The 21,621-nt window shown below is 75.3% G+C and carries 2 protein-coding genes; both read left to right on the plus strand.

Translation table 11 applies throughout. The features are described from left to right. Positions 1-143 precede the first annotated feature (143 nt). Positions 144-14,435 carry an amino acid adenylation domain-containing protein gene (locus tag ACWGE1_RS19580; protein WP_453421752.1) on the plus strand — a complete coding sequence of 4,764 codons (14,292 nt, stop codon included), beginning with the start codon at positions 144-146 and terminating at the stop codon, positions 14,433-14,435. A gap of 20 nt (positions 14,436-14,455) precedes the next feature. Next, positions 14,456-21,610 carry an amino acid adenylation domain-containing protein gene (locus tag ACWGE1_RS19585; protein WP_453421753.1) on the plus strand — a complete coding sequence of 2,385 codons (7,155 nt, stop codon included), beginning with the start codon at positions 14,456-14,458 and terminating at the stop codon, positions 21,608-21,610. The last annotated feature ends 11 nt before the right edge of the window (positions 21,611-21,621 follow it).

Raw genomic sequence — 21,621 nt, forward strand, 5'->3', positions numbered from 1 at the left:
TCCGGGCCCGCACTGCCGACCGCCCCGCCACCCGGGCGCGCCCTTTCCATGCCTGCCGCCCGCAGGCCCCGCACCCCGTCGAACTCCCCCGGCCGGTCCCCCCGCCGGCCGGGGACCCGCAGCGAATCTGGAGCACGATGTCCATGACCGAGCGTCCCTCCCAGCGCCTCCCCCTCACCGGGGCCCAGACCGGTGTCTGGTACGGCCAGCGGCTCGACCCCGACTCCCCGGTCTACAACGTCGGCCAGTACGTCGAGATCGACGGCCCCCTGGACACCGGCCTGTTCGTGACCGCGCTCCGGCAGACGGTCGCCGAGAGCGAGGCGCTCACCGCACGCTTCGCGGAGGGCTCCGACGGCGAGCCCTACCAGGTCGCCCGGAGCGGGCCCGGCGCAGGACCGCTGGTCGCCGTACTCGACCACACCGGCCAGGACGATCCGTACGGCACCGCCCTGTCCCTGATGCGCGCCGACATGGCGCGTCCTGTGGACCCGGTCCGGGACTCCCTGTACGTGTTCACGCTGCACAAGGTCGGCCCGGACCGCACGCTCTGGTACCAGCGGGCCCATCACATCCTCCTGGACGCCTTCGGGTTCTCCCTGATCTCCCGGCGCACGGCCGAGGTCTACACCGCGCTCGCCGGGGGCGGGGAACCGGCGCCCCGTCCGTTCGGCGGGCTGGAGGTGATCCTCGCCGAGGAGCACGCCTACCGCGCCTCCCCCCGGTTCGCCGAGGACCGCGCCTACTGGCTGGAGCGGCTCGCGGACCACCCCGAGCCGGAGCCGCTGAGCGGCGCCCGGTTCCCCGCGGCGCACGCCTTCCTGCGCGACGGCGCCGCCCTGACCCCCGAGGAGACGGCGGGCCTGCTCGCCATCGCCCGCGCCGCCAGGTCCAGCTGGGCCGACGTGATGACCGCCGCGTTCGCCGCCTACCTGCACCGGGCCACCGGGAGCCGGGACGTGCTGCTGTCCCTGCCCGCCATGGCACGGCTCGGCTCGGCCGCCCTCAAGGTCCCCTCGATGGTCGTCAACGTACTTCCGCTGCGCGTCGCCGTACGCCCGCAGACCCCCTTGGCGGAGCTGGTGGCCACGGTCGCCGCCGACATCCGCGACCTGCGCCGCCACCAGCGCTACCGCGCAGAGGACATCCGCCGCGATCTCGGACTGTCCGGCCGCGAGCAGGGCCTGCTGGGGCCCGTGGTCAACATCAAGGCCTTCGACAACTCCCTCGACTTCGCCGGAGCGGCCGGCGCCGTGCACAACGTCGCCGCCGGCCCGGTGGACGACCTCACCCTCGGCGTCCACCACGACGCCGCCGAGGGCCGCATCCGCTTCGAACTCGACGCCAACCCGCAGGCGTACGACGCCGACACGTTGGCCGCGCGCCGCGCCGAGTTCGCGCACTTCCTCCGCGAGGCCGCCGCGGCCGGACCGCAGGTCCCCGTCGGGCGCCCGGACCTGCTCGCGCCGGCGGCCCGTGACGCCATGCTCCTGGACTGGAACGACACCGACCACGCGGTGCCGGCCGGCACCGTCGTCGACGCCTTCGAGCGGGCCGCCCGCCTGCACCCCGAGCTGCCCGCCGTGATCGCGGGGGCCCGTAGCCTGGACTACGCCGCCCTGGAGGAGCGTGCCAACCGGCTCGCCCGCCTGCTGACGGACCGCGGCGCCGGCCCGGAGACCGTCGTCGGCCTGGCGCTGCCCCGTACCACCGACCTCGTGGTGGCCCTGCTCGCCGTCATGAAGGCGGGCGGCGCCTACCTGCCGCTCGACCTCGACTACCCCGCCGACCGGCTGGAGTTCATGGTCGAGGACGCCCGCCCGCTCTGCGTCCTGACCACCCTGGACTGCGCGGCGACCGCCCCGGTCGTGGACGGGGTCGAGACCGTCGTCCTCGACGCCCCCGACACCCTCTCCGAGCTCGCCGACACCGCCGCCGACGCCCTCACGGACGCGGAGCGCACCGCCCCGCTCGCCGGCGGCCACCCCGCGTACGTGATCTACACTTCCGGCTCCACGGGCCGGCCCAAGGGGGTCGTCGTCCCGCACGCGGCCCTGGCCAACTTCCTGCGCATGCAGGCCCACGAGCTCGACCTGGCCCCCGGACAGCGGCTCGTCGCGGTCACCACCGTCTCCTTCGACATCGCCGCCCTGGAGATCCACACCCCGCTGATCAGCGGCGCCACGGTGGTCCTCGCGGACCGCGACACCGTACGGGACCCGGCCGCGCTCGCCACGCTCGTCGACGCCCACCGGCCCTCGGTCATGCAGGCCACGCCGTCGCTGTGGCACGCCCTGCTGGAGGACGGCCGTCCTGCCTCGCTCGGCGGCACCCGCGTGCTCGTCGGCGGGGAGGCCCTGCCCGCCGCCCTCGCCGAGCGCCTCGCCCGCACCGCGCGCTCGGTCACCAACGTGTACGGCCCGACGGAGGTCACCATCTGGGCGACCTCCAGCCTCCTCGACCCCGGCCACACCGGGGTCCCGGACATCGGGGTGCCGTTCTGGAACACCCGCGCGCACGTCCTCGACGGGGCCCTGCGCCCGGTCGGCATCGGCCGCCCCGGGGAGCTGTACCTCGCCGGGGACCAGCTCGCGCGCGGCTACCTCGGCCGCCCCGCCCTCACGGCGGAACGTTTCGTCGCGGACCCGTACGGGCCAGCGGGCAGCCGGATGTACCGGACCGGCGACCTCGTGCGCCGCCACGCGGACGGCCGGATCGACTTCCTCGGCCGCGTCGACGACCAGGTCAAGCTGCGCGGCTTCCGCATCGAACTCGGCGAGATCGAGAGCGCGCTGACCGCCGGTGAGGGCGTGGACCGGGCCGTGGCCCTGGTCCGCGAGGACCTGCCCGGCTTCCCGCACCTCGTCGGATACGTCACCCCCGCGGCACAGGGGCCCGCCCCCGACCCGGCGGCCCTGCGCCGGGCGCTCGGCGAGCTGCTGCCCGAGTACATGGTCCCGTCCGCCGTGGTCGTCCTCGGCGCCTTCCCGCTGACCGCCAACGGGAAGATCGACCGGCGTTCCCTGCCCGCTCCCGACCTCGCCGCGCTGGCGGGAGCCGGGGCACGGGCCCCGCGCGGCGCCCGCGAGGAGATCCTCTGCGGGGTCTTCGCCGATGTGCTGGGCCTCGCGTCCGTGGGTCCGGACGACGACTTCTTCACCCTCGGGGGCCACTCCCTGCTGGCCGCGCGGGTGATCGCCCGGGTGCGTACCGCCCTGGGCACCGAGTGCGGGATCCGGGACGTCTTCGAGGCGCGCACGGTGGCCGCGCTGGCCGCGCTGCTGGCCGGACGCACGGCCGCCGCCCGCCCGGCGCCCGTCGCGGGTCCGCGCCCGGACCCGCTGCCGCTCTCGTACGCGCAGCAGCGCCTGTGGTTCGTGCACCAGGTGGAGGGGGCGAGCGCCACCTACAACATCCCGTTCGTGGTGCGGTTCGACACTGCGCTCGACGCGGACGCCCTGGACGCGGCCCTGCGGGACGTGGCGGGCCGCCACGAGACCCTGCGCACCGTCTTCGGGGAGCGGGACGGGGAGCCGTACCAGCGGGTGCTGGGCGTGGCGGAGGCCGGAGTACGGCTGCACGTGCGTGATGTGGCGCCGGACGGGTTCGAGGCCGCGGTGCGGGACGCGCTGGGGCACCTCTTCGACCTGTCCGGCGAGGCCCCGCTGCGGGTGACCCTGGTGCGCGACGCGGCCGGCGGGGAGCACGCCCTGGTGGTCCTGCTGCACCACATCGCGAGCGACGAGTGGTCGATGGGGCCGTTCCTGCGCGACCTGGAGCGGGCGTACGCGGCCCGGTGCGCGGGCGCCGACCCTGAACTCGGTGTCCCGGCCGTGCAGTACGCCGACTTCGCGCTGTGGCAGCGGGAGCTGCTGGGCGCGTCACGGACCCCCGGTTCGCTCGCCGCCGCGCAGGCGGCGTACTGGCGCACGGCCCTGGCGGAGCTGCCGCCGGAGGCCGGGCTGCCGACGGACCGGCCGCGCCCGGCCGTGGCCGACCCGGCCGGGGCCATGGTCTTCAGGGCGGTGCCGCGCGAACTGGCGTCCGCGGTGCGGTCGCTGGCCCGCGAGAGCGGCACCAGCGTGTTCATGGTGGTGCACGCGGCGGTGGCCGCGGTGCTGCACCGGCTCGGGGCGGGCGAGGACATCGTGCTCGGCAGCCCGGTCGCCGGGCGGACCGACAGTGCGCTCGACGAGCTCGTCGGCTTCTTCGTCAACACGGTGGTGCTGCGTACCGACCTGTCCGGCGACCCGTCCTTCACGGAGCTGCTCGAGCGGGTGCGCACGGCCGACCTGGCCGCGCTCGACCACGCCGACCTGCCCTTCGACTCGGTCGTGGAGGAGGTGAACCCGCAGCGCTCGCTCGCCCGTCACCCGCTCTTCCAGACGATGGTCTCGCACAGCACGGTGACCCAGGACGTGGCGAACCTGTTCGGGCGCCCGGCCCGGGTGGACCGGGTGGATCCCGGTGTCACCAAGTTCGACCTCGACATCACCTTCTCGGACGCGGCGCACAGCGACGACCTGGAGCTGGAGGTGTTCTACGCGACCGCGCTGTTCGACCGCGCGACCGTGGAGACCTTCGTGCAGCGGCTGCTCCGCGCCCTCGCGGCGGCGGTCGCGGCTCCGGGGGACCCGGTGTCCTGGTGGGAGCTGCGGGACGCCGCCGAGCGGGCCCGGCTGGCCCGCTGGAACGACACGGACCGGCCGGTGGAGCCGGGGGCGGTGACCGAGGTGTTCGCGGCCCGGGCGGCCGCGACTCCCGACGCGGTGGCCGTGGTCGCCGGGGAGGAGCGGCTGACCTTCGCCGAACTGGAGGACCGCGCGGGCCGGCTGGCGGCCGTGCTGGCCGCGCGCGGGGTCGGCGCGGACACGGTGGTGGGCCTGGCCGTGCCGCGCTCCGCCGACACCGTGGTGGCCACGCTCGCCGTCCTGAAGGCGGGCGGCGCCTACCTGCCGCTGGACCTGGACCACCCCGCGGAGCGGATCGCGTTCATGCTGGCGGACGCGGCACCCGTGTGCGCGGTGACCACCCGGGCGGTCGCGGACCGGCTGCCCGGCGTGGACCTGGTGGTGCTGGACGACCCGGAGACGGTGGAGCGGCTGGCGGCCGCCGAGGCCGGGGCGGACGTGCCCGTGGACCCGGAGCACGCCGCGTACGTCATCCACACCTCCGGTTCCACCGGCCGCCCCAAGGGGGTCGTGCTCCGGCACGCCGGGCTGACCCGGCTCTTCCGCGACCACGAGCGGGAGCTGTACCTGCCGGTCGCCGCGCGGCTCGGGCGCCGGGTGCGGGCGCTGCACACCGCTTCCTTCTCCTTCGACTCCTCGTGGGAGCAGCTGCTGTGGCTGGTGGCCGGCCACGAGCTGCACGTCCTGGACGAGTACGGCCGGCGGGACGCGGACGCGGTCGTGGCGTACGTGCGCGCGGAGCGGATCGACGCACTGGACGTCACCCCCTCGTACGGACGGCAGCTGGTGGACGCCGGGCTGCTGGCGGGCGAGTGGCGGCCGCCGCTCTTCCTGCTGGGCGGGGAGGCCGTGCCGCCCGCGCTGTGGGAGGAGCTGCGCGCCGTCCCCGGGGTGGAGGTCGTCAACTACTACGGGCCCACCGAGTTCACGGTGGACGCCCTGGTGGCGCGGGTGACCGACTGCGCCTCGCCGGTGGTGGGCCGGCCGCTCGACAACAGCCGGGCGCACGTGCTGGACGGGCGGCTGCGGCCGGTGTCGGTGGGTGTGCCGGGTGAGCTGTACCTGGCGGGCGAGCAGAGTGCCCGCGGGTACCTGGGTCGGTCCGCGCTGACGGCGGAACGTTTCGTCGCGAATCCGTTCGACTCCGTCGGCGGCCGGATGTACCGCACGGGCGACCTCGTACGGTGGCGGGCCGACGGCCTGCTGGAGTTCCTCGGCCGGGTCGACGACCAGGTCAAGATCCGCGGCTTCCGGGTGGAGCCGGCCGAGGTGGAGGCCGAACTCGCGGCCCTGGACGGGGTGGCCTCGGCCGCCGTCGTGGTCCGGGAGGACACTCCCGGCCTGCCCCGGCTCGTCGGCTACGTCACGGGCCCGGCCGATCCGGCCCGGCTGCGGGCGGAGCTGGCCGAGCGGCTGCCGGAACACCTGGTCCCGGCCGCCGTGATGGTCCTGCCGGTGCTGCCCACGAACGTGAACGGCAAGCTGGACAAGGCGGCGCTGCCCGTTCCCGTCGTGGCGGCGGGTGGCTCCGGACGGGCCCCGCGCGGAGCCGCCGAGGAGCAGATCGCCGACGTCTTCGCCCAGGTTCTGGGCGTCCCCCGGGTCGGGGTCGACGAGGACTTCTTCCGCCTCGGCGGGCATTCCCTGCTGGCCACCCGCGTGGTGGCCCGGATCCGGACGGCGCTGGGCACCGAGTGCTCGGTCCGGGACGTCTTCGAGCTGCGCACGGTCGCGGCGCTCGCGGAGCGGCTGGCCGGCCGCCGCGCGGCGGTCCGCCCCGTCCTGGCGGCGGGTCCGCGCCCGGAGCGGCTGCCGCTGTCGTACGCCCAGGCCCGGTTGTGGTTCCTGCACCGGATGGACGGGGCGAACGCCACCTACAACATCCCCCTCGCGCTGCGGCTGCGCGGGCCGTTGGACACCGCGGCCATCGAAGCGGCCGTGCACGAGGTGACGGCCCGGCACGAGGCGCTGCGCACCGTGTTCGCGGAGGACACCGAGGGTCCGTACCAGCGGGTGCTGGAACCTTCGGACACGGCCGTGCCCTTCGCGGTGGCCGACGTCGAGCCGGCCGATCTGGGCCGGAGCCTCGACGCGGCGGCCGGCCACCCCTTCGACCTGGAGACCGAGACGCCGCTGCGGGTGACCGTGCTGCGCACCGCCGCCGACGACCAGGTGCTGCTCCTGCTGCTGCACCACATCGCCGGTGACGAGTGGTCGGCCGGCCCGCTGCTGGCCGACCTGGCGGCCGCCTACGCGGCCCGGTGCGCGGGCGGGGTCCTGGAGACCGCGCCGCCAGCCGTCCAGTACGCGGACTACGCGCTGTGGCAGCGCGAGCTGCTGGGGGACCCCGCGGCCGCCGGATCGGTCGCGCACGGTCAGGCCGGCTTCTGGCGCGAGGCGCTCGCGGGCTTGCCCCACGAGCTGGCGCTGCCCGCCGACCGGCCGCGCCCGGTCCACCCCACGCACGAGGGACGGACCGTGACCGCGGCGCTGCCGCCCGAACTCGTGGCGGAGCTGGAGGCCCTGGCCGGTGAGCGGGGCACCACGATGTACACGGTGGTGACCGCCGCCGTCGCGGCGCTGCTGCACCGGCTGGGCGCCGGCGAGGACGTCCCGCTGGGCAGCCCGGTGGCGGGGCGCGGCGAGGAGGTCCTCGACGGGCTGGTCGGGTTCTTCGTGAACACCCTGGTCATCCGCGCCGACCTGGCGGGCGACCCGTCGTTCGCCGAACTGCTGCGCCGCACGGCCGACTTCGGCGCCGCTGCCCTGGCGCACGCGGACCTGCCGTTCGACGCGGTGGTCGAGGCGGTCAACCCGGAGCGCTCGCTGTCGCGGCACCCGCTCTTCCAGACGATGGTGGCTTACGAGGACGGCGGCGCCGAGCCGCTGTTCGCCCTCGGCTCCCTGCCCGCCGAGGAGTTCCCGGTCGCGGCCGGGGACGCCAAGTTCGACCTGGAGATCCTCTTCCGCCGCACGCCGGGCACCGGCGGCGCGGCCGCCTCGATGACCTGCGGCGTGCGGTACGCGACCGACCTGTTCGACGCGGAGACCGTACGGTCCCTGCTGACCCGCTTGCTGCGGCTGCTCGGCGCCGCCGCGGCGGCCCCCGAGGTCCCGCTGGCCGAGCTGGAACTGCTGGACCCCGCCGAGCGCGCCCAGGTCCTGGACGGGTGGAACGACACCGCCCGGCCGGTGGCCCCGCAGACCCTGGACTCCCTGACGGCGGCCGGCTCCCGGCGCGATCCGCTGGCCACGGCCCTCGTCTTCGAGGGGCGCGAGCTGTCGCGCGCGGAGTTCGAGGAGCGGGTGAACCGGCTGGCGCGGCTGCTGATCGCCGCCGGGGTCGGCCCGGAGTCGGTGGTGGCCGTGGCCCTGCCGCGCTCCTTCGACCTGGTCGTCGCCCTGCACGCGGTGGTCCGGGCCGGCGGCGCCTACCTGCCGCTCGACCTCGGCCTGCCGACCGAGCGACTGGCGTACATGGCGGAAACGGCCGCGCCGGTCTGCCTGGTGACGGACCTGCCCTCGCTGGGGGCGCTGCCCGACCTGCCCGACACCGAGATCCTCGTGCTGGACGCGCCGGAGCGGGCGGCCGAGCTCGCCGCGCTGCCGGGCGGCCCGGTCACGGACGCGGAGCGGCGCGCGCCGCTGCTGCCCCACCACCCCGCCTACGTGATCTTCACCTCGGGCTCCACCGGCAGGCCCAAGGGCGTACTGGTCGAGCACGGGGCGATCGTCAACCGGCTGCGCTGGATGCAGGACGCGTACGGCCTCGACGCCACCGACCGGGTGCTCCAGAAGACCCCCGCGAGCTTCGACGTCTCCGTCTGGGAGTTCTTCTGGCCGCTCGCCGAGGCCGTGCCGCTGGTCATCGCCCGCCCCGACGGACACAAGGACCCGCTCTACCTCGCCGGACTCATCCGCGAAGAGCGCGTCTCCGTCGTGCACTTCGTGCCGTCCATGCTCGCCGCATTCCTGGGCGAGGCCGACATCGCGGACTGCCCGTCCCTGCGCCTGGTCGTCTGCAGCGGCGAAGCCCTCCCGAGCGAGCTCGTCACCCGCTTCCACATCTCGGCCGCGGGCGGCGCGATCCGTCTGGTGAACCTGTACGGACCCACCGAGGCGGCCGTCGACGTCACCGCCGCGGACTGTCCGGCGGCCGGACCGGACTCCGCGCCCGCCTCCGCCTCCGCCTCCATCGGCTGCCCCGTGTGGAACACCCGGGCCTACGCCCTGGACGCCCGGCTGCGGCCGGTACCCGTCGGGGTACCCGGCGAGCTCTACCTGGCCGGCGTCCAGCTGGCCCGCGGTTACCTCGGCCGCCCGGCACTGACGGGCGAACGCTTCGTCGCCGACCCGTACGGCGTCCCCGGCGCCCGGATGTACCGCACCGGCGACCTGGTGCGCTGGAGCCGGGACGGGCGGCTGGAGTACCTCGGCCGCACCGACGACCAGGTCAAGCTGCGCGGCCTGCGCATCGAACCCGGCGAGATCCAGGCCGTCCTGACGAGCGCGCCGGAGGTGGACCGGGCCGCCGTCGTCGTCCGCGAGGACCAGCCCGGCGTGCAGCGCCTGGTGGCCTACGCCGTCCCGGCTCCCGGCGCCACGCTCGACCCGGCCGCCCTGCGCACCCTGGCCGCCGCCCGCCTGCCCGAGTACATGGTCCCTGCCGTGGTGGTACCGCTCGCGGTGCTCCCGACCACGGCCAACGGCAAGCTCGACCGGCGTGCGCTGCCGACGCCCGCCGCCCCGGTCACGGGTGCCTCCCGGGCACCGCGCGACGCCCGCGAGGAGATCCTCGCGGGTGTCCTGGCCGACGTACTGGGCCTGGACGCGGTCGGTGTCGAGGACGACTTCTTCGCCCTCGGCGGCCACTCGCTGCTCGCCGCCCGCGCGGTGGGGCGCTTCCGGTCCGCCCTGGACGTGGACTGCACCGTCCGCGACCTCTTCGAGATGCGCACGGTCGCCGCGCTGGCCGCCCTGCTGGCGGAGCGCACGGGCGCCGGGCGTCCGCGACTCACCGCGGCCGCCCCGCGGCCCGAGCGGCTCCCGCTGTCCTTCGCACAGCGCAGGCTGTGGCTGCTGGACAGCGTGCGCGGTCCGAGCACCACCTACAACGTGCCGCTCGCGGTGCGGCTGCACGGGCCGGTGGACACGGCGGCCCTGGAGGCGGCGGTCCGCGATCTGGTCGCCCGCCACGAGAGCCTGCGGACCGTGTTCCGCGAACACGAGGGCGAGCCCTACCAGGTGGTCCTTCCGGCCGAGCGGGCCGGTGTGGCGCTGACGGTGCGCGAGGTGGCGCCGGACCGGCTTGAGGAGGAGGCGGTCCGCGCGGGCGGACACCTCTTCGACCTGGCGGCCGAGGCGCCGGTGCGGGTCACGCTGCTGCGGGCCGCACCCGACGACCATCTGCTGGTGGTGCTGGTGCACCACATCGCCACGGACGAGGGTTCGGCCGGACCACTGCTCGCGGACCTGGACCGGGCGTACGCCGCCCGGTCGGCGGGCGCGGAGCCCGGCTTCGCCCCGCTGCCGGTGCAGTACGCCGACTTCGCGCTGTGGCAGCGGGAGCTGCTCGGTGACGCCGGCGCCCCGGAGTCGGTGGCGGGCCGGCAGGCCGCGTACTGGCGGCAGGCGCTGGCCGGCGCTCCCGCGGAGCTGGCGCTGCCCGCCGACCGGCCGCGGCCGGCGGTCCCCTCGTACGAGGGGGGCGTGGTGACCTTCGAGGTCCCGGCCCGGGTCGGGGCGGGGCTGGCGCGGATCGCCCGGGAGGGCGGTGCGACGCTCTTCATGGTGGCGCACGCGGCCGTCGCGGCGCTGCTGCACCGGCTGGGCGCGGGCGAGGACATCCCGCTGGGCAGTCCCGTCTCGGCCCGGGAGGGCGTGGAGCTCGACGGTCTCGTCGGCTTCTTCCTGAACACGCTGGTGCTGCGCGCCGATCTGTCCGGGGACCCGAGCTTCACCGAGCTGGTGGCGCGGGTGCGGGACACCGGACCGGCGGCCTTCGCCCACGCCGATCTGCCGCTGGAGGCCGTGGTCGAGGCGGTGGATCCGGAGCGGTCCCGTTCGCGCAATCCGCTGTTCCAGACGATGGTGACCTACCACTCCGTGGACAGTGCGGTTGCCGAACTGTTCGGGCTGCCGGCGCAGGAGTTCACGGTGGAGACGGGCGGCGCCAAGTTCGACCTGGAGTTCGCCTTCGGTGCCTCCGGTGAGCACGGGGCGATCGCGGGCGGCATCCGCTTCGCGACCGACCTCTTCGACCGCCCGACCGTCGAACTGCTGGCCAGGCGCCTGCTGTTGCTGCTGGACGCGGTCGTGGACGCGCCGGACCGCCCGGTCTCGGCGGTCGAGGTGCTGGACCCGGCGGAGCGGGAGCTCGCGCTGCACGGCTGGAACGACACCGGCCGCGCCCTGGGTGGACCGCGGACGCTGGCCGCCCTGGTGGCGGCGGGCGCGAAGGAGGAGACCGGCCCCGCGCTGGTCTTCGAGGGGCGCGAGCTGTCGCGCGCCGAGTTCGAGGAGCGGGTGAACCGGCTGGCGCGGCTGCTCATCGCCTCCGGGGTCGGCCCGGAGTCGGTGGTGGCCGTGGCCCTGCCGCGCTCCTTCGACCTGGTCGTCGCCCTGCACGCGGTGGTCCGGGCCGGCGGCGCCTACCTGCCGCTCGACCTCGGCCTGCCGACCGAGCGCCTCGCACACATGACCCGTACCGCCGAGCCCGTCCTGATAGTTACCGACACTTTGTCGGGAACTTTGCTCTCCCCCGAAGTGGGCAGGGAGCGGGTCCTGTTGGACTCCCCCGGCGTCCGGTCCCGGCTGGCCGCGCTGGACGGCTCGGACCTGGCCGAGGCGGAGCGTTGCGCGCCCCTGCTGCCCCACCACCCCGCCTACGTGATCTTCACTTCCGGCTCCACGGGCATGCCCAAGGGCGTGCTGGTCGAGCACGAGGCGATCGTCAACCGGCTGCAGTGGATGCAGGGCGCCTACACCCTGCGCCCGGGAGACCGCGTGCTGCAGAAGACCCCGGCGAGCTTCGACGTGTCGGTCTGGGAGTTCTTCTGGCCGCTCGCCAAGGGCGTGCCGCTGGTCGTCGCCCGCCCCGACGGGCACAAGGACCCGCTGTACCTCGCCGACCTGATCCGCGAACAGCGGGTGTCGGTCCTCCACTTCGTCCCGTCCATGCTCGCCGCCTTCCTCGGCGAGACCGGGATCGCCGACTGCCCGTCCCTGCGCCTGGTCGTGTGCAGCGGTGAGGCCTTGCCCACCGAGCTCGTCGGCCGCTTCCACGCCTCGGCCGGCGGCGCCCCGGTGGCACTGGAGAACCTCTACGGCCCCACGGAGGCGGCCGTCGACGTCACCTCCGGCGCCTGCACCGCGCTCACCACCACCGAGGGACGGGCCTCGGCCTCCATCGGCCTCCCGGTCTGGAACACCCGCCTGTACGTGCTCGACGAGCGGCTGCGGCCGGTGCCCGTCGGGGTCCCCGGCGAGCTGTACCTGGCCGGCGTCCAGCTGGCGCGCGGCTACCTCGGCCGCCCGGCGCTCACCGGCGAGCGCTTCACCGCCGACCCGTACGGCGTCCCCGGCGCCCGCATGTACCGCACCGGCGACCTCGTCCGGCGTCTGTCCGACGGCCGCCTCGACTACCTCGGCCGGACCGACGACCAGGTCAAGCTGCGCGGGTTCCGCATCGAACTCGGGGAGATCGAGGCCGTCCTGACGAGCGCGCCGGAGGTGGACCGGGCCGCCGTCGTCGTCCGTGAGGACCAGCCCGGCGTGCGCCGCCTGGTGGCCTACGCGGTCCCCGCTCCCGGCGCCACCGTGGACCCGGCCGCCCTGCGCACCCTGGCCGCCGCCCGCCTGCCCGAGTACATGGTCCCCGCCGTGTTCACGGAGCTGGAGCGGCTGCCGCTGTCCGCGAACGGCAAGCTGGACCGGCGGGCGCTGCCCGCACCCGTGATCGCCGTACCGGCCGCACCGCTCCCGCGGACCGCCCAGGTCCCCGCCGGAACCCCCGAGCAGATCCTGTGCGCACTGATGGGCGAGGTGCTGGGCCTGCCCGAGGTCGGCCCCGACACCAACTTCTTCGAGCTCGGCGGCGACAGCATCGTCTCCATCCGCCTGGTGGGACTGGCCCGCAAGGCCGGACTGACCGTCTCCGCCCGGCAGATCTTCACGCACCCGACCCCGGCCGCGCTGGCGACCGTCGCCACCGTGCCCGAGGGCGCTGCCGCCCCCGCCGCCCGTGCGGCCGACGCGGGTCCCGGCCCGCTGCCGCTGCCCCCGGTGGCCTCCTGGCTGGCCGAACGGGGCGGGCCCTTCGCCTCGTTCGCGCAGGCGCGGCTGGTCCGGCTGCCCGCCGGAGCCCGGCGCCCGCACCTCACCGCCGCACTGCAGGCCGTACTGGACCACCACGACGGGCTGCGCCAGCAGCTGACCGTGCCCCGCCCCGGGGTGTGGAGCGCGGAGATCCGGCCGACGGGCGCGGTGGACGCCTCCGCCGTCCTGGAGGGCGTGGACGCGGCGGGCCTGTCAGACACCGCCCTGCGCGAGCTGGTCGCCGCCGAGTCCGAGCGGGTCTGGCGGCTGCTGGATCCCGAGTCGGGGGCGCTCGTACGCGCCGTGCACCTCGACCGGGGTCCGGCCGAGCCGGGCCGGCTGCTGCTCGTCGTCCACCACCTCGCCGTGGACGAGGTGTCCTGGCAGATCCTGCTGCCCGATCTGCAGGCGGCCCACGAGGCCGCCGCCGCGGGCCGGACACCGGCCCTGGAGCCGGTCGGGACCCCACTGCGGGCCTGGACCACGCACCTGCTGGCCGAGGCGCAGAGCCCGCGCCGGACCGCCGAGCTCGACCGCTGGCTGGCCGCCGCCCCCGGCGGGCCGCTGCTCGCCGGACGTCCGCTGGACCCGTCCACGGACACGGCGGCCACCGCACGCCGGCTCTCCGTACGCATCTCCGCCGAGCGCACGGCTCCGCTGCTCCAGGCCGTCCCGGCCGCCTTCCACGGCACGGTCGGGGACACCCTCCTGAGCGCGCTGGTGCTGGCGGTGGGCGACTGGGCGACCCGCTCGGGGCAGGCCCGGCCGGACGGGTTCACCGTGGACCTGGAGGGTCACGGCCGGGAGCAGGAACTGCTGCCGGGCGCCGACCTCACCCGCACGGTGGGCTGGCTGACCAGCATCCACCCGCTGCGGCTGCCGGTGGGAGCGTACGACCCGGCGGCGGTGGCCGATGGGCGCGCGGACGCCGGATCGCTGCTCAAGGAGGTCAAGGAGCTGCTGCGGGCGGTGCCCGACGGCGGGCTGGGCGCAGGTCTGCTGCGCTACAACAACCCCGCCACGGCGCGCCTGTTCGACCCGTCGGCCCGGGCCGAGATCCTGTGGAACTACCTGGGCCGGCAGACCGGCCGGGCCGATTCCGCCTGGGGCCCGGCCCCGGAGGCGGACGCCCTGTCCGCCCGCCCCGACCCGGCGATGCCGCTCTCCCACGCACTGGAGATCACCGCGGAGATCACCGACGGGGACGGCGGGCCGGAGCTCACCGCCCACTTCATCTGGGCGGGCGAGGCGCTCTCCCAGGACACCGTGGGGCAGCTCGCGGACGGCTGGACGGCCGCCGTGGACGCCCTCGCCGCCTGGGCCGACGGCGGCACGTCCGCGGGGCACACCCCCTCGGACCTCGACCTGGTCGACCTCGACCAGGACCAGATCACCATGCTCGAAGAAATGTGGAGGGCCCAGCAGTGACGCAGGCTCGAATAGAGGACATGCTTCCGCTGTCCCCCTTGCAGCAGGGCATGCTGTTCCATTCCGTCTACGACGCGAGCGCGCCGGACGTGTACACGGTTCAGGTCTCCGTGTCGCTGGCCGGCCCCGTCGACGCGGACCGGCTGGAACGGGCGGGCGCGGCGCTGCTGCGCCGCCACCCCAACCTGCGGGCCGGCTTCTGGCACGAAGGGGTGCCGCAGCCGGTGCAGTTCGTGCCGGCCGAGGTGACCTTCGTGCTGGGCCGGGCGGACCTGTCGGCCGACCCCTCGCAGGCCGCGGTGCGCCGCGTGGAACGGGCCGAGCTGGACCGGCGGTTCGAGCTGCACCGGCCGCCGCTGCTGCGGCTGCTGCTGGTGCGCCGGGGCCGAGGCGACCACCTCCTCGTGGTCACCGTGCACCACATCCTGGTCGACGGCTGGTCGATGCCGCTGCTCGTCGGGGACCTCCTCGCGCTGTACGAGAGCGACGGCGACGCCTCGGCCCAGGAGCCCGTGCGCCCCTACCGCGACTACCTCAAGTGGCTGAAGGGGCAGGACCTCCCGGCCGCCGAGGGCGCCTGGCGGACCGCGCTGGCCGGGCTGGACGAGGCCGTGCTGGTGGCCCCGTCCGACCCGTCCCGCACGGCGGTGCGACCCGGGGTGCACCGCGTGGAGCTCTCGCAGGCGGCCACGGCCCGGCTGACGGCCGCGGCGCGGGCGCTGGGCACCACGCCCAGTACGGTGATCCAGGCGGCCTGGGGGCTGCTGCTCGGCAGCCTGACGGGCCGCCGGGACGTGGTCTTCGGGCTGACGGTCGCGGGCCGGCCCGAGGAGATCCCCGGCGTCGAGTCGATGGTCGGACTGTTCATCACCACCGTCCCGGTGCGGCTCACCGCGCGGGCCTGGGAGAGCGTCGCCGACCTGCTCAGACGGTTCCGGGACGAGCAGAACGCCCTGCTCGCCCACCACCACCTGGGCCTGCGCCTGATCCAGAAGCAGACGGGCGGCGGCGAGCTGTTCGACACCCTCGTCGTCATCGAGAACTATCCGGTGGACCCGTCCGCCCGCCCGGCGCTGTCCGACGGTGTGCGGGTGACGGGGGTCGAGGCCCGCGACGGCACGCACTACCCGCTCACCCTGTCCGTGTCCCTGGACGAGCGGGCCGAATTGGCCCTGGAGTACCGGCCGGACCTGTTCGAGGCCCGCACGGTCGCCCGGATCGCCGAGCGGTTCACCGCCCTGCTGGAGCAGGTCTCGGGCGACCCGGGCAGCCCGGTGGGGAGGCTGGAGCCGCTGTCCGCCGCCGACCGCGCGGAGCTGCGTACGGCCGGCCGGGGCACCCCTCGTGACGTTGCCGAGGGCACGATCGCCGACCGGTTCGCCGCACAGGCCGCCGCCACCCCGGACGCCTGCGCCGTGGTCTGCGGCCCCGACCGGCTGACCTTCGCGGAGCTCGACGACCGGGCGGACCGGCTGGCCGCGCTCCTGACCGCGCGCGGCGCCGGACCCGAGGCGGTCGTGGCGCTGGCCGTGCCGCGCTCGGCCGCGTCGGTGGTGGCCATCCTGGCCGCCCTGAAGTCGGGGGCCGCGTACCTGCCGCTGGACCTGGACTACCCGGCCGACCGGATCGCCCTGATGCTGGAGGACGCGGCCCCGGTGTGCGTGCTGACCACGGAGGCGGCCCTCCCGCTGCTGCCCGCCGGGTCGGCGGGCGGACCGGAGCGGATCGTCCTGGACTCGGCGGAGGTGACCGGCGAACTCGCCGCGCACGGCGGCGGTTCCCGTCCGCCGCGCACGGAGTCCGGGCACCCGGCCTACGTGATCTACACCTCCGGTTCCACCGGCCGCCCCAAGGGCGTCGTCCTGACCCACGGCGGTCTGTCGAACCTGTACGCCAACCACGTCGCGGACGTCTTCGCCCCCGCCGCCCGGGCTGCGGGCGGCCGGCAGCTGCGTGCCCTGCACACCGCCTCCTTCAGCTTCGACACCTCGTGGGAGCAGCTGTTCTGGATGGTCTCGGGGCACGAGCTGCACGTGCTGGACGAGATCGGCCGCCGCGACGCCGAGTTCACCGTCGGCTACGTCCGCGAACACCGGATCGACGCCATGGACGTGACGCCCACCTACGCCGGCGCGCTGCTGGAGTGGGGGCTGCTGAGCGGCTCGCACCACCGGCCGGGCCTGCTGCTGCTGGGCGGCGAGGCCGTTCCCGAGGCGCTGTGGAGCGAGGTCCGCGCGGCTCCCGGGGTGATGTCGGTGAACCTGTACGGGCCGACCGAGTACACGGTCGACGCGCTCGGCGCGGACCTGGCCGACTCGCCCACCCCGATCGTGGGCCGGCCCATCGGGAACACGGCCGCCCGCGTCCTGGACTCCGCGCTGCGGCCCGCGCCGGCCGGTACCCCCGGTGAGCTGTACCTGGCGGGCCACGGCCTGGCCCGGGGCTACCTGGGCCGGCCGGCCCTGACCGCCGAGCGGTTCGTCGCCGACCCGTACGGCCCGGCGGGCTCGCGGATGTACCGTACGGGCGACCTCGTACGGCTGCGGTCCGACGGGCAGCTGGAGTTCCTGGGCCGGGCCGACGACCAGGTGAAGATCCGCGGCTACCGGATCGAGCTCGGCGAGGTGGAGTCCGCCCTGGCCGTCCTGCCCGGTGTCGGCTCCGCCGCCGTGATGGTCCGCGAGGACACCCCGGGGGTCAGGCGCCTCGTCGGCTACGTGACCGGCCCGGTCGAAGGGGCCGCGGTCCGGGAGCGGTTGGCCGCGGTGCTGCCCGACCACATGGTCCCGGCCGCCGTGGTGGTCTTGGAGGCGCTCCCGACGAACGTCAGCGGCAAGCTGGACCGGGCCGCCCTGCCGGCCCCGGAGCTGGGCTCGGCCCAGCTGTCCCGGCCGCCGCGCGACGCCCGGGAGGAGGCGCTGTGCGGCGTCTTCGCCGAGGTACTGGGACTGCCCTCGGCCGGGATCGACGACGACTTCTTCGCGCTGGGCGGGGACAGCATCGTCTCCATCCAGCTGGTGACCCGGGCCCGCAAGGCGGGCCTGGTCCTCACCCCGCGCGACGTGTTCGAGCAGCGCACCGTGGAGCGGATGACCGCCGCGGCCTGCGACGCCGGCGACCAGGACGGCGGTCCCTCGGCCCCGGCCGGCCCGCTCGTCGCCCTCGACGCAGGGCAGGAGGCCGCGCTGGCCGCGGTGTTCCCGCACGTGGCGGAGGTACTGCCGCTCGCGCCGCTGCAGGAGGGCCTGTACTTCCACGCCGTCTACGACGACCGGGCCCTCGACGTCTACCTGATGCAGAACTTCGTCGAGCTGCTGCACGCCGTCGACGGGCCGGCCCTGCGCGCCGCCTTCGACACCCTGCTGCGCCGCCACCCCAACCTGCGGTCCGGTTTCTGGCACGAGGGCCTGGAGGGTCCGGTGCAGGTGGTGCCGGGCGAGTGGGAGCTGCCCTGGCGGGAGATCGACCTCAGCCATCTCGACCGGGAGGCGCAGGACGAGGCACTGCGGGAGTTCTCCCTCGCCGACGCGGCGGCCCGGTTCGACCTGGCGGCGCCTCCGCTGCTGCGCGTGGCCCTGATCCGGTTCTCGGCGGAGCGCTGGATGCTGTGCGTGACGCAGCACCACATCCTCACCGACGGCTGGTCGGAATCGCTGTTCTTCGAGGAGCTGTTCGCGCTCTACGGGCGCGGCGGCGCCGAGGACGTGCTGCCGCCCGTCACCCCCTACCGGGACTACCTGCGCTGGCTGTCGGCCGTCGACCGGGGGGCCGCCGAGCGTGCCTGGCGCAGCCACCTGTCCGGGCTGGACCAGGCGACTCTCGTCGCCCGGGCCGATCCGGCCCGGCAGCCGGTGACCGCCGAGGTGGTGGACCTGTCCCTGGACGAGGGGACCAGCGACCGGCTGCGGGCCTTCGCGCGCGGCTGCGGGGTCACCCTCAACACGGTGCTCAGCACGGCCTGGGCGATGGCGCTGGCCGGGATGACCGGCCGCGACGACGTGGTGTTCGGTGCCACCGTCTCCGGCCGTCCGGCGGACCTCGCCGGGGTCGACCAGATGATCGGCATGTTCATGAACACGCTGCCGTTCCGGGTCGCGCTGCGCCCCGACGAGCCACTGCGCGACCTGATGGTGCGGGTGCAGGGCGAGCACGCGGCCCTGCTGCCGCACCACTACGTGGGTCTCGGCCCGATCCAGCAGCTGACGGGCCTCGGGCAGCTCTTCGACACCCTGTACGTGTTCCGCAACACGCCGCTGAACGACGCCGCCCGCGAGGAGGCGGTGGCGGCCCACGCGATCGGCTGGACGCACAGCGTCGACGGCACCCACTACCCGCTGACCCTCGCGGTGACCCCCGGTCCGGCGCTGGAGCTGAGCCTCGGCTACCGGCCCGACCTGTACGACGAGGCCACCGCGCGGCACCTGGCGGGCCGTCTCGCGCTGCTCGTGGAGCAGCTCGCCGACGGCGGGGCGGTCCCGGTGGGCCGCCTGGTCACCCTGCAGGCCGGCGAGCGGGCCGAACTGCTGGCGACCGGCGACGACATGGGCCACGCGATCCCGGACACCACGGTGATCGACCTGTTCGCGGAGCAGGCCGCCCGGACCCCCGGGGAGACGGCCCTGGTCTTCGAGGACCAGCGGCTGAGCTACGCGGAGCTCGACGCCCGCGCCAACCGGCTGGCCCGGTCCCTGGTGGCGCGGGGCGCGGGGCCGGAGACCGTGGTGGCCCTGGGGCTGCCCCGGTCGGCGGACTTCGTGGTCGCGCTGTTCGCCGTGCTGAAGGCGGGCGCGGCCTATCTGCCGCTGGACCTGGACCACCCGGTGGACCGGCTCGGCGCGATGGTGGCGGACGCCGCTCCGCTGTGCCTGGTCACGACGGCCCCGGTGACGGACCGGGTGCCGGTGGTGGAGGGGGTGCCCGCGCTGCTGCTGGACGATCCGCAGGTCCGGGCCGAGCTTGCCGCCCGGGCGGACGGTCCCCTGGCGGAGTCGGAGCTGACAGGGGTCCGGGACGGCCGGCATCCCGCCTACATCATCTACACCTCCGGCTCGACCGGGCGGCCCAAGGGGGTCGTGGTCCCGTACTCGGGCCTGACCAACATGCTGCTCAACCACCGCGAGCGGATCTTCGCTCCTGCGGTGGCGCTCGCGGGCGGGCGCCGGATGAAGGTGGCGCACACCGTGTCCTTCGCCTTCGACATGTCGTGGGAGGAGTTCTTCTGGCTGGTCGACGGGCACGAGGTGCACGTCATCGGCGAGGAGCTGCGGCTGGACCCGGCCGCCCTGACCGCGCACTACGACAGCGTGGGCATCGACGTGGTCAACGTGACGCCCTCCTACGGTCTGCAGCTGGTCGAGGCGGGTCTGCTGGACGCCGACCGGCACCGGCCCACGCTGTTCCTGCTGGGCGGCGAGGCGGTACCGGACGGCCTCTGGGAGCTGCTGGGGCGCACCGAGGGCACCATGGGCTACAACCTGTACGGCCCGACCGAGTACACGATCAACGCGCTGGGCGCCGACGTGGACGACAGCGCCGGCTCGTGCGTCGGGCGGCCGATCTTCAACACCCGTGCCTACGTGCTCGACAGCGCGCTGCGCCCGGTACCGGTCGGCGTGGCCGGTGAGCTGTACCTCGCGGGGGCGGGTCTGGCCCGCGGCTACTTCGGGCGGCCCGAGCTGACCGCGGAGCGGTTCGTCGCCGATCCGTTCGGCGAGCCGGGGACGCTCATGTACCGGACGGGTGACCTGGTCCGGTGGCGCGGGGACGCGCAGATCGACTACCTGGGGCGCGCCGACGACCAGGTCAAGATCCGCGGCTTCCGCATCGAACTCGGCGAGATCGAGTCGGCCGTCGCGGCCGAGCCCGGCATCGCGGCGGCGGCCGTGGTCGTCCACACCGGGCCGACCGGCGTCAAGCGGCTGGTCGCCTACACGGTGGCGTCGGCCTCGAACGCACCCGAACCGGCCGCCCTGCGGGCCCGGCTGTCGGCCGCGCTGCCGGAGTACATGCTTCCGTCGGCCTTCGTGGAGCTGTCGGCGCTGCCGCTGACGGTGAACGGCAAGGTGGACCGGGCGGCGCTGCCCGCCCCCGACTTCGGGGAAGCGGGCACCGGCCGGGCGCCGAAGGACGCGCGCGAGGAGCTGCTCTGCGCGATCTTCGCGGAGGTTCTGGGGCTGGAGCGGGTCGGGGCCGAGGACAACTTCTTCGAGCTCGGCGGCCATTCGCTGCTGGCGATGCGGCTGGTCGGCCGGATCCGCGCGTCGCTCGGCACCCCGGTCCAGGTCGGGACCGTGATGACCGCGCCGACGGTGGCCGACCTGGCCGCCCGGATCGGCTCGGACGCCCGCCGGGACGCGCTGCGGGTGCTGATGCCGCTGCGTGAACGGGGCACGGCCGCACCGCTGTTCTGCTTCCACCCGGCGTCCGGCTTCGCCTGGCAGTACACGGGCCTGCTGCGCCACCTGGACGCGGACCGGCCGGTGTACGGACTCCAGTCGCCCGGGCTCTCGGGCGCGCAGCCCGCGGTGGCCGATGTCGTCTCCCTGGCGGAGCTCTACCTGGAGGAGATCCGTACGGTCCAGCCCGAGGGCCCGTACCGCTTCCTCGGGTACTCCTTCGGCGGGACCGTGGCACAGACGCTGGCCGCGCTGCTCCAGGAGCGCGGTGAGGAGGTCGCCTTCCTGGGGCTGCTGGACGCCTACCCGCCGGAGATCGAGGACTGGTCGTACATCGACGCCCCGGACTGGCGCGAGCGGCTGGAGTGCGAGGAGAGCGGCTTCCTGCTCTCGGTGGCCGGGCTGAACCAGCCGGAGGGCGGGGCTCCGGCGGACCGGGCGGAGGCGGTCGCCGCGATCCGCGACAGCCAGGGCCTGCTGGCCGGCTTCGACGAGGCACTGCTGGGGGCGATCGTCGACACGAACGTGCACTGCGTACGGCTGCTGTCGCGCAGCCGCACCCTCCGCTACCGGGGCGACGTGCTGTTCTTCACGGCCTCCCGGTCCACCCCGGCGGAGGAGGCACCGGGCCTGGTCTGGCCCGCGTACCTGGACGGCCGGATCCAGGAGCACGTCCTGGACTGCTCGCACGACGACCTGATGTCCCCCGCAGTCCTGGCGGAGATCGGCCCGGTGCTGGCCCGTGCGCTGGCGTCCGACGGGCCGGCCGCCCGGGACTGACCCCCTGGGTG

The sequence above is a fragment of the Streptomyces sp. NPDC054932 genome, assembly GCF_053610205.1.

Excerpts from the sequence above, each read along its gene's own strand:
- ACWGE1_RS19580 (WP_453421752.1), top strand. The coding sequence starts at position 144 with ATGACCGAGCGTCCCTCCCAGCGCCTCCCCCTCACCGGGGCCCAGACC.
- ACWGE1_RS19585 (WP_453421753.1), top strand. The coding sequence starts at position 14,456 with ATGCTTCCGCTGTCCCCCTTGCAGCAGGGCATGCTGTTCCATTCCGTC.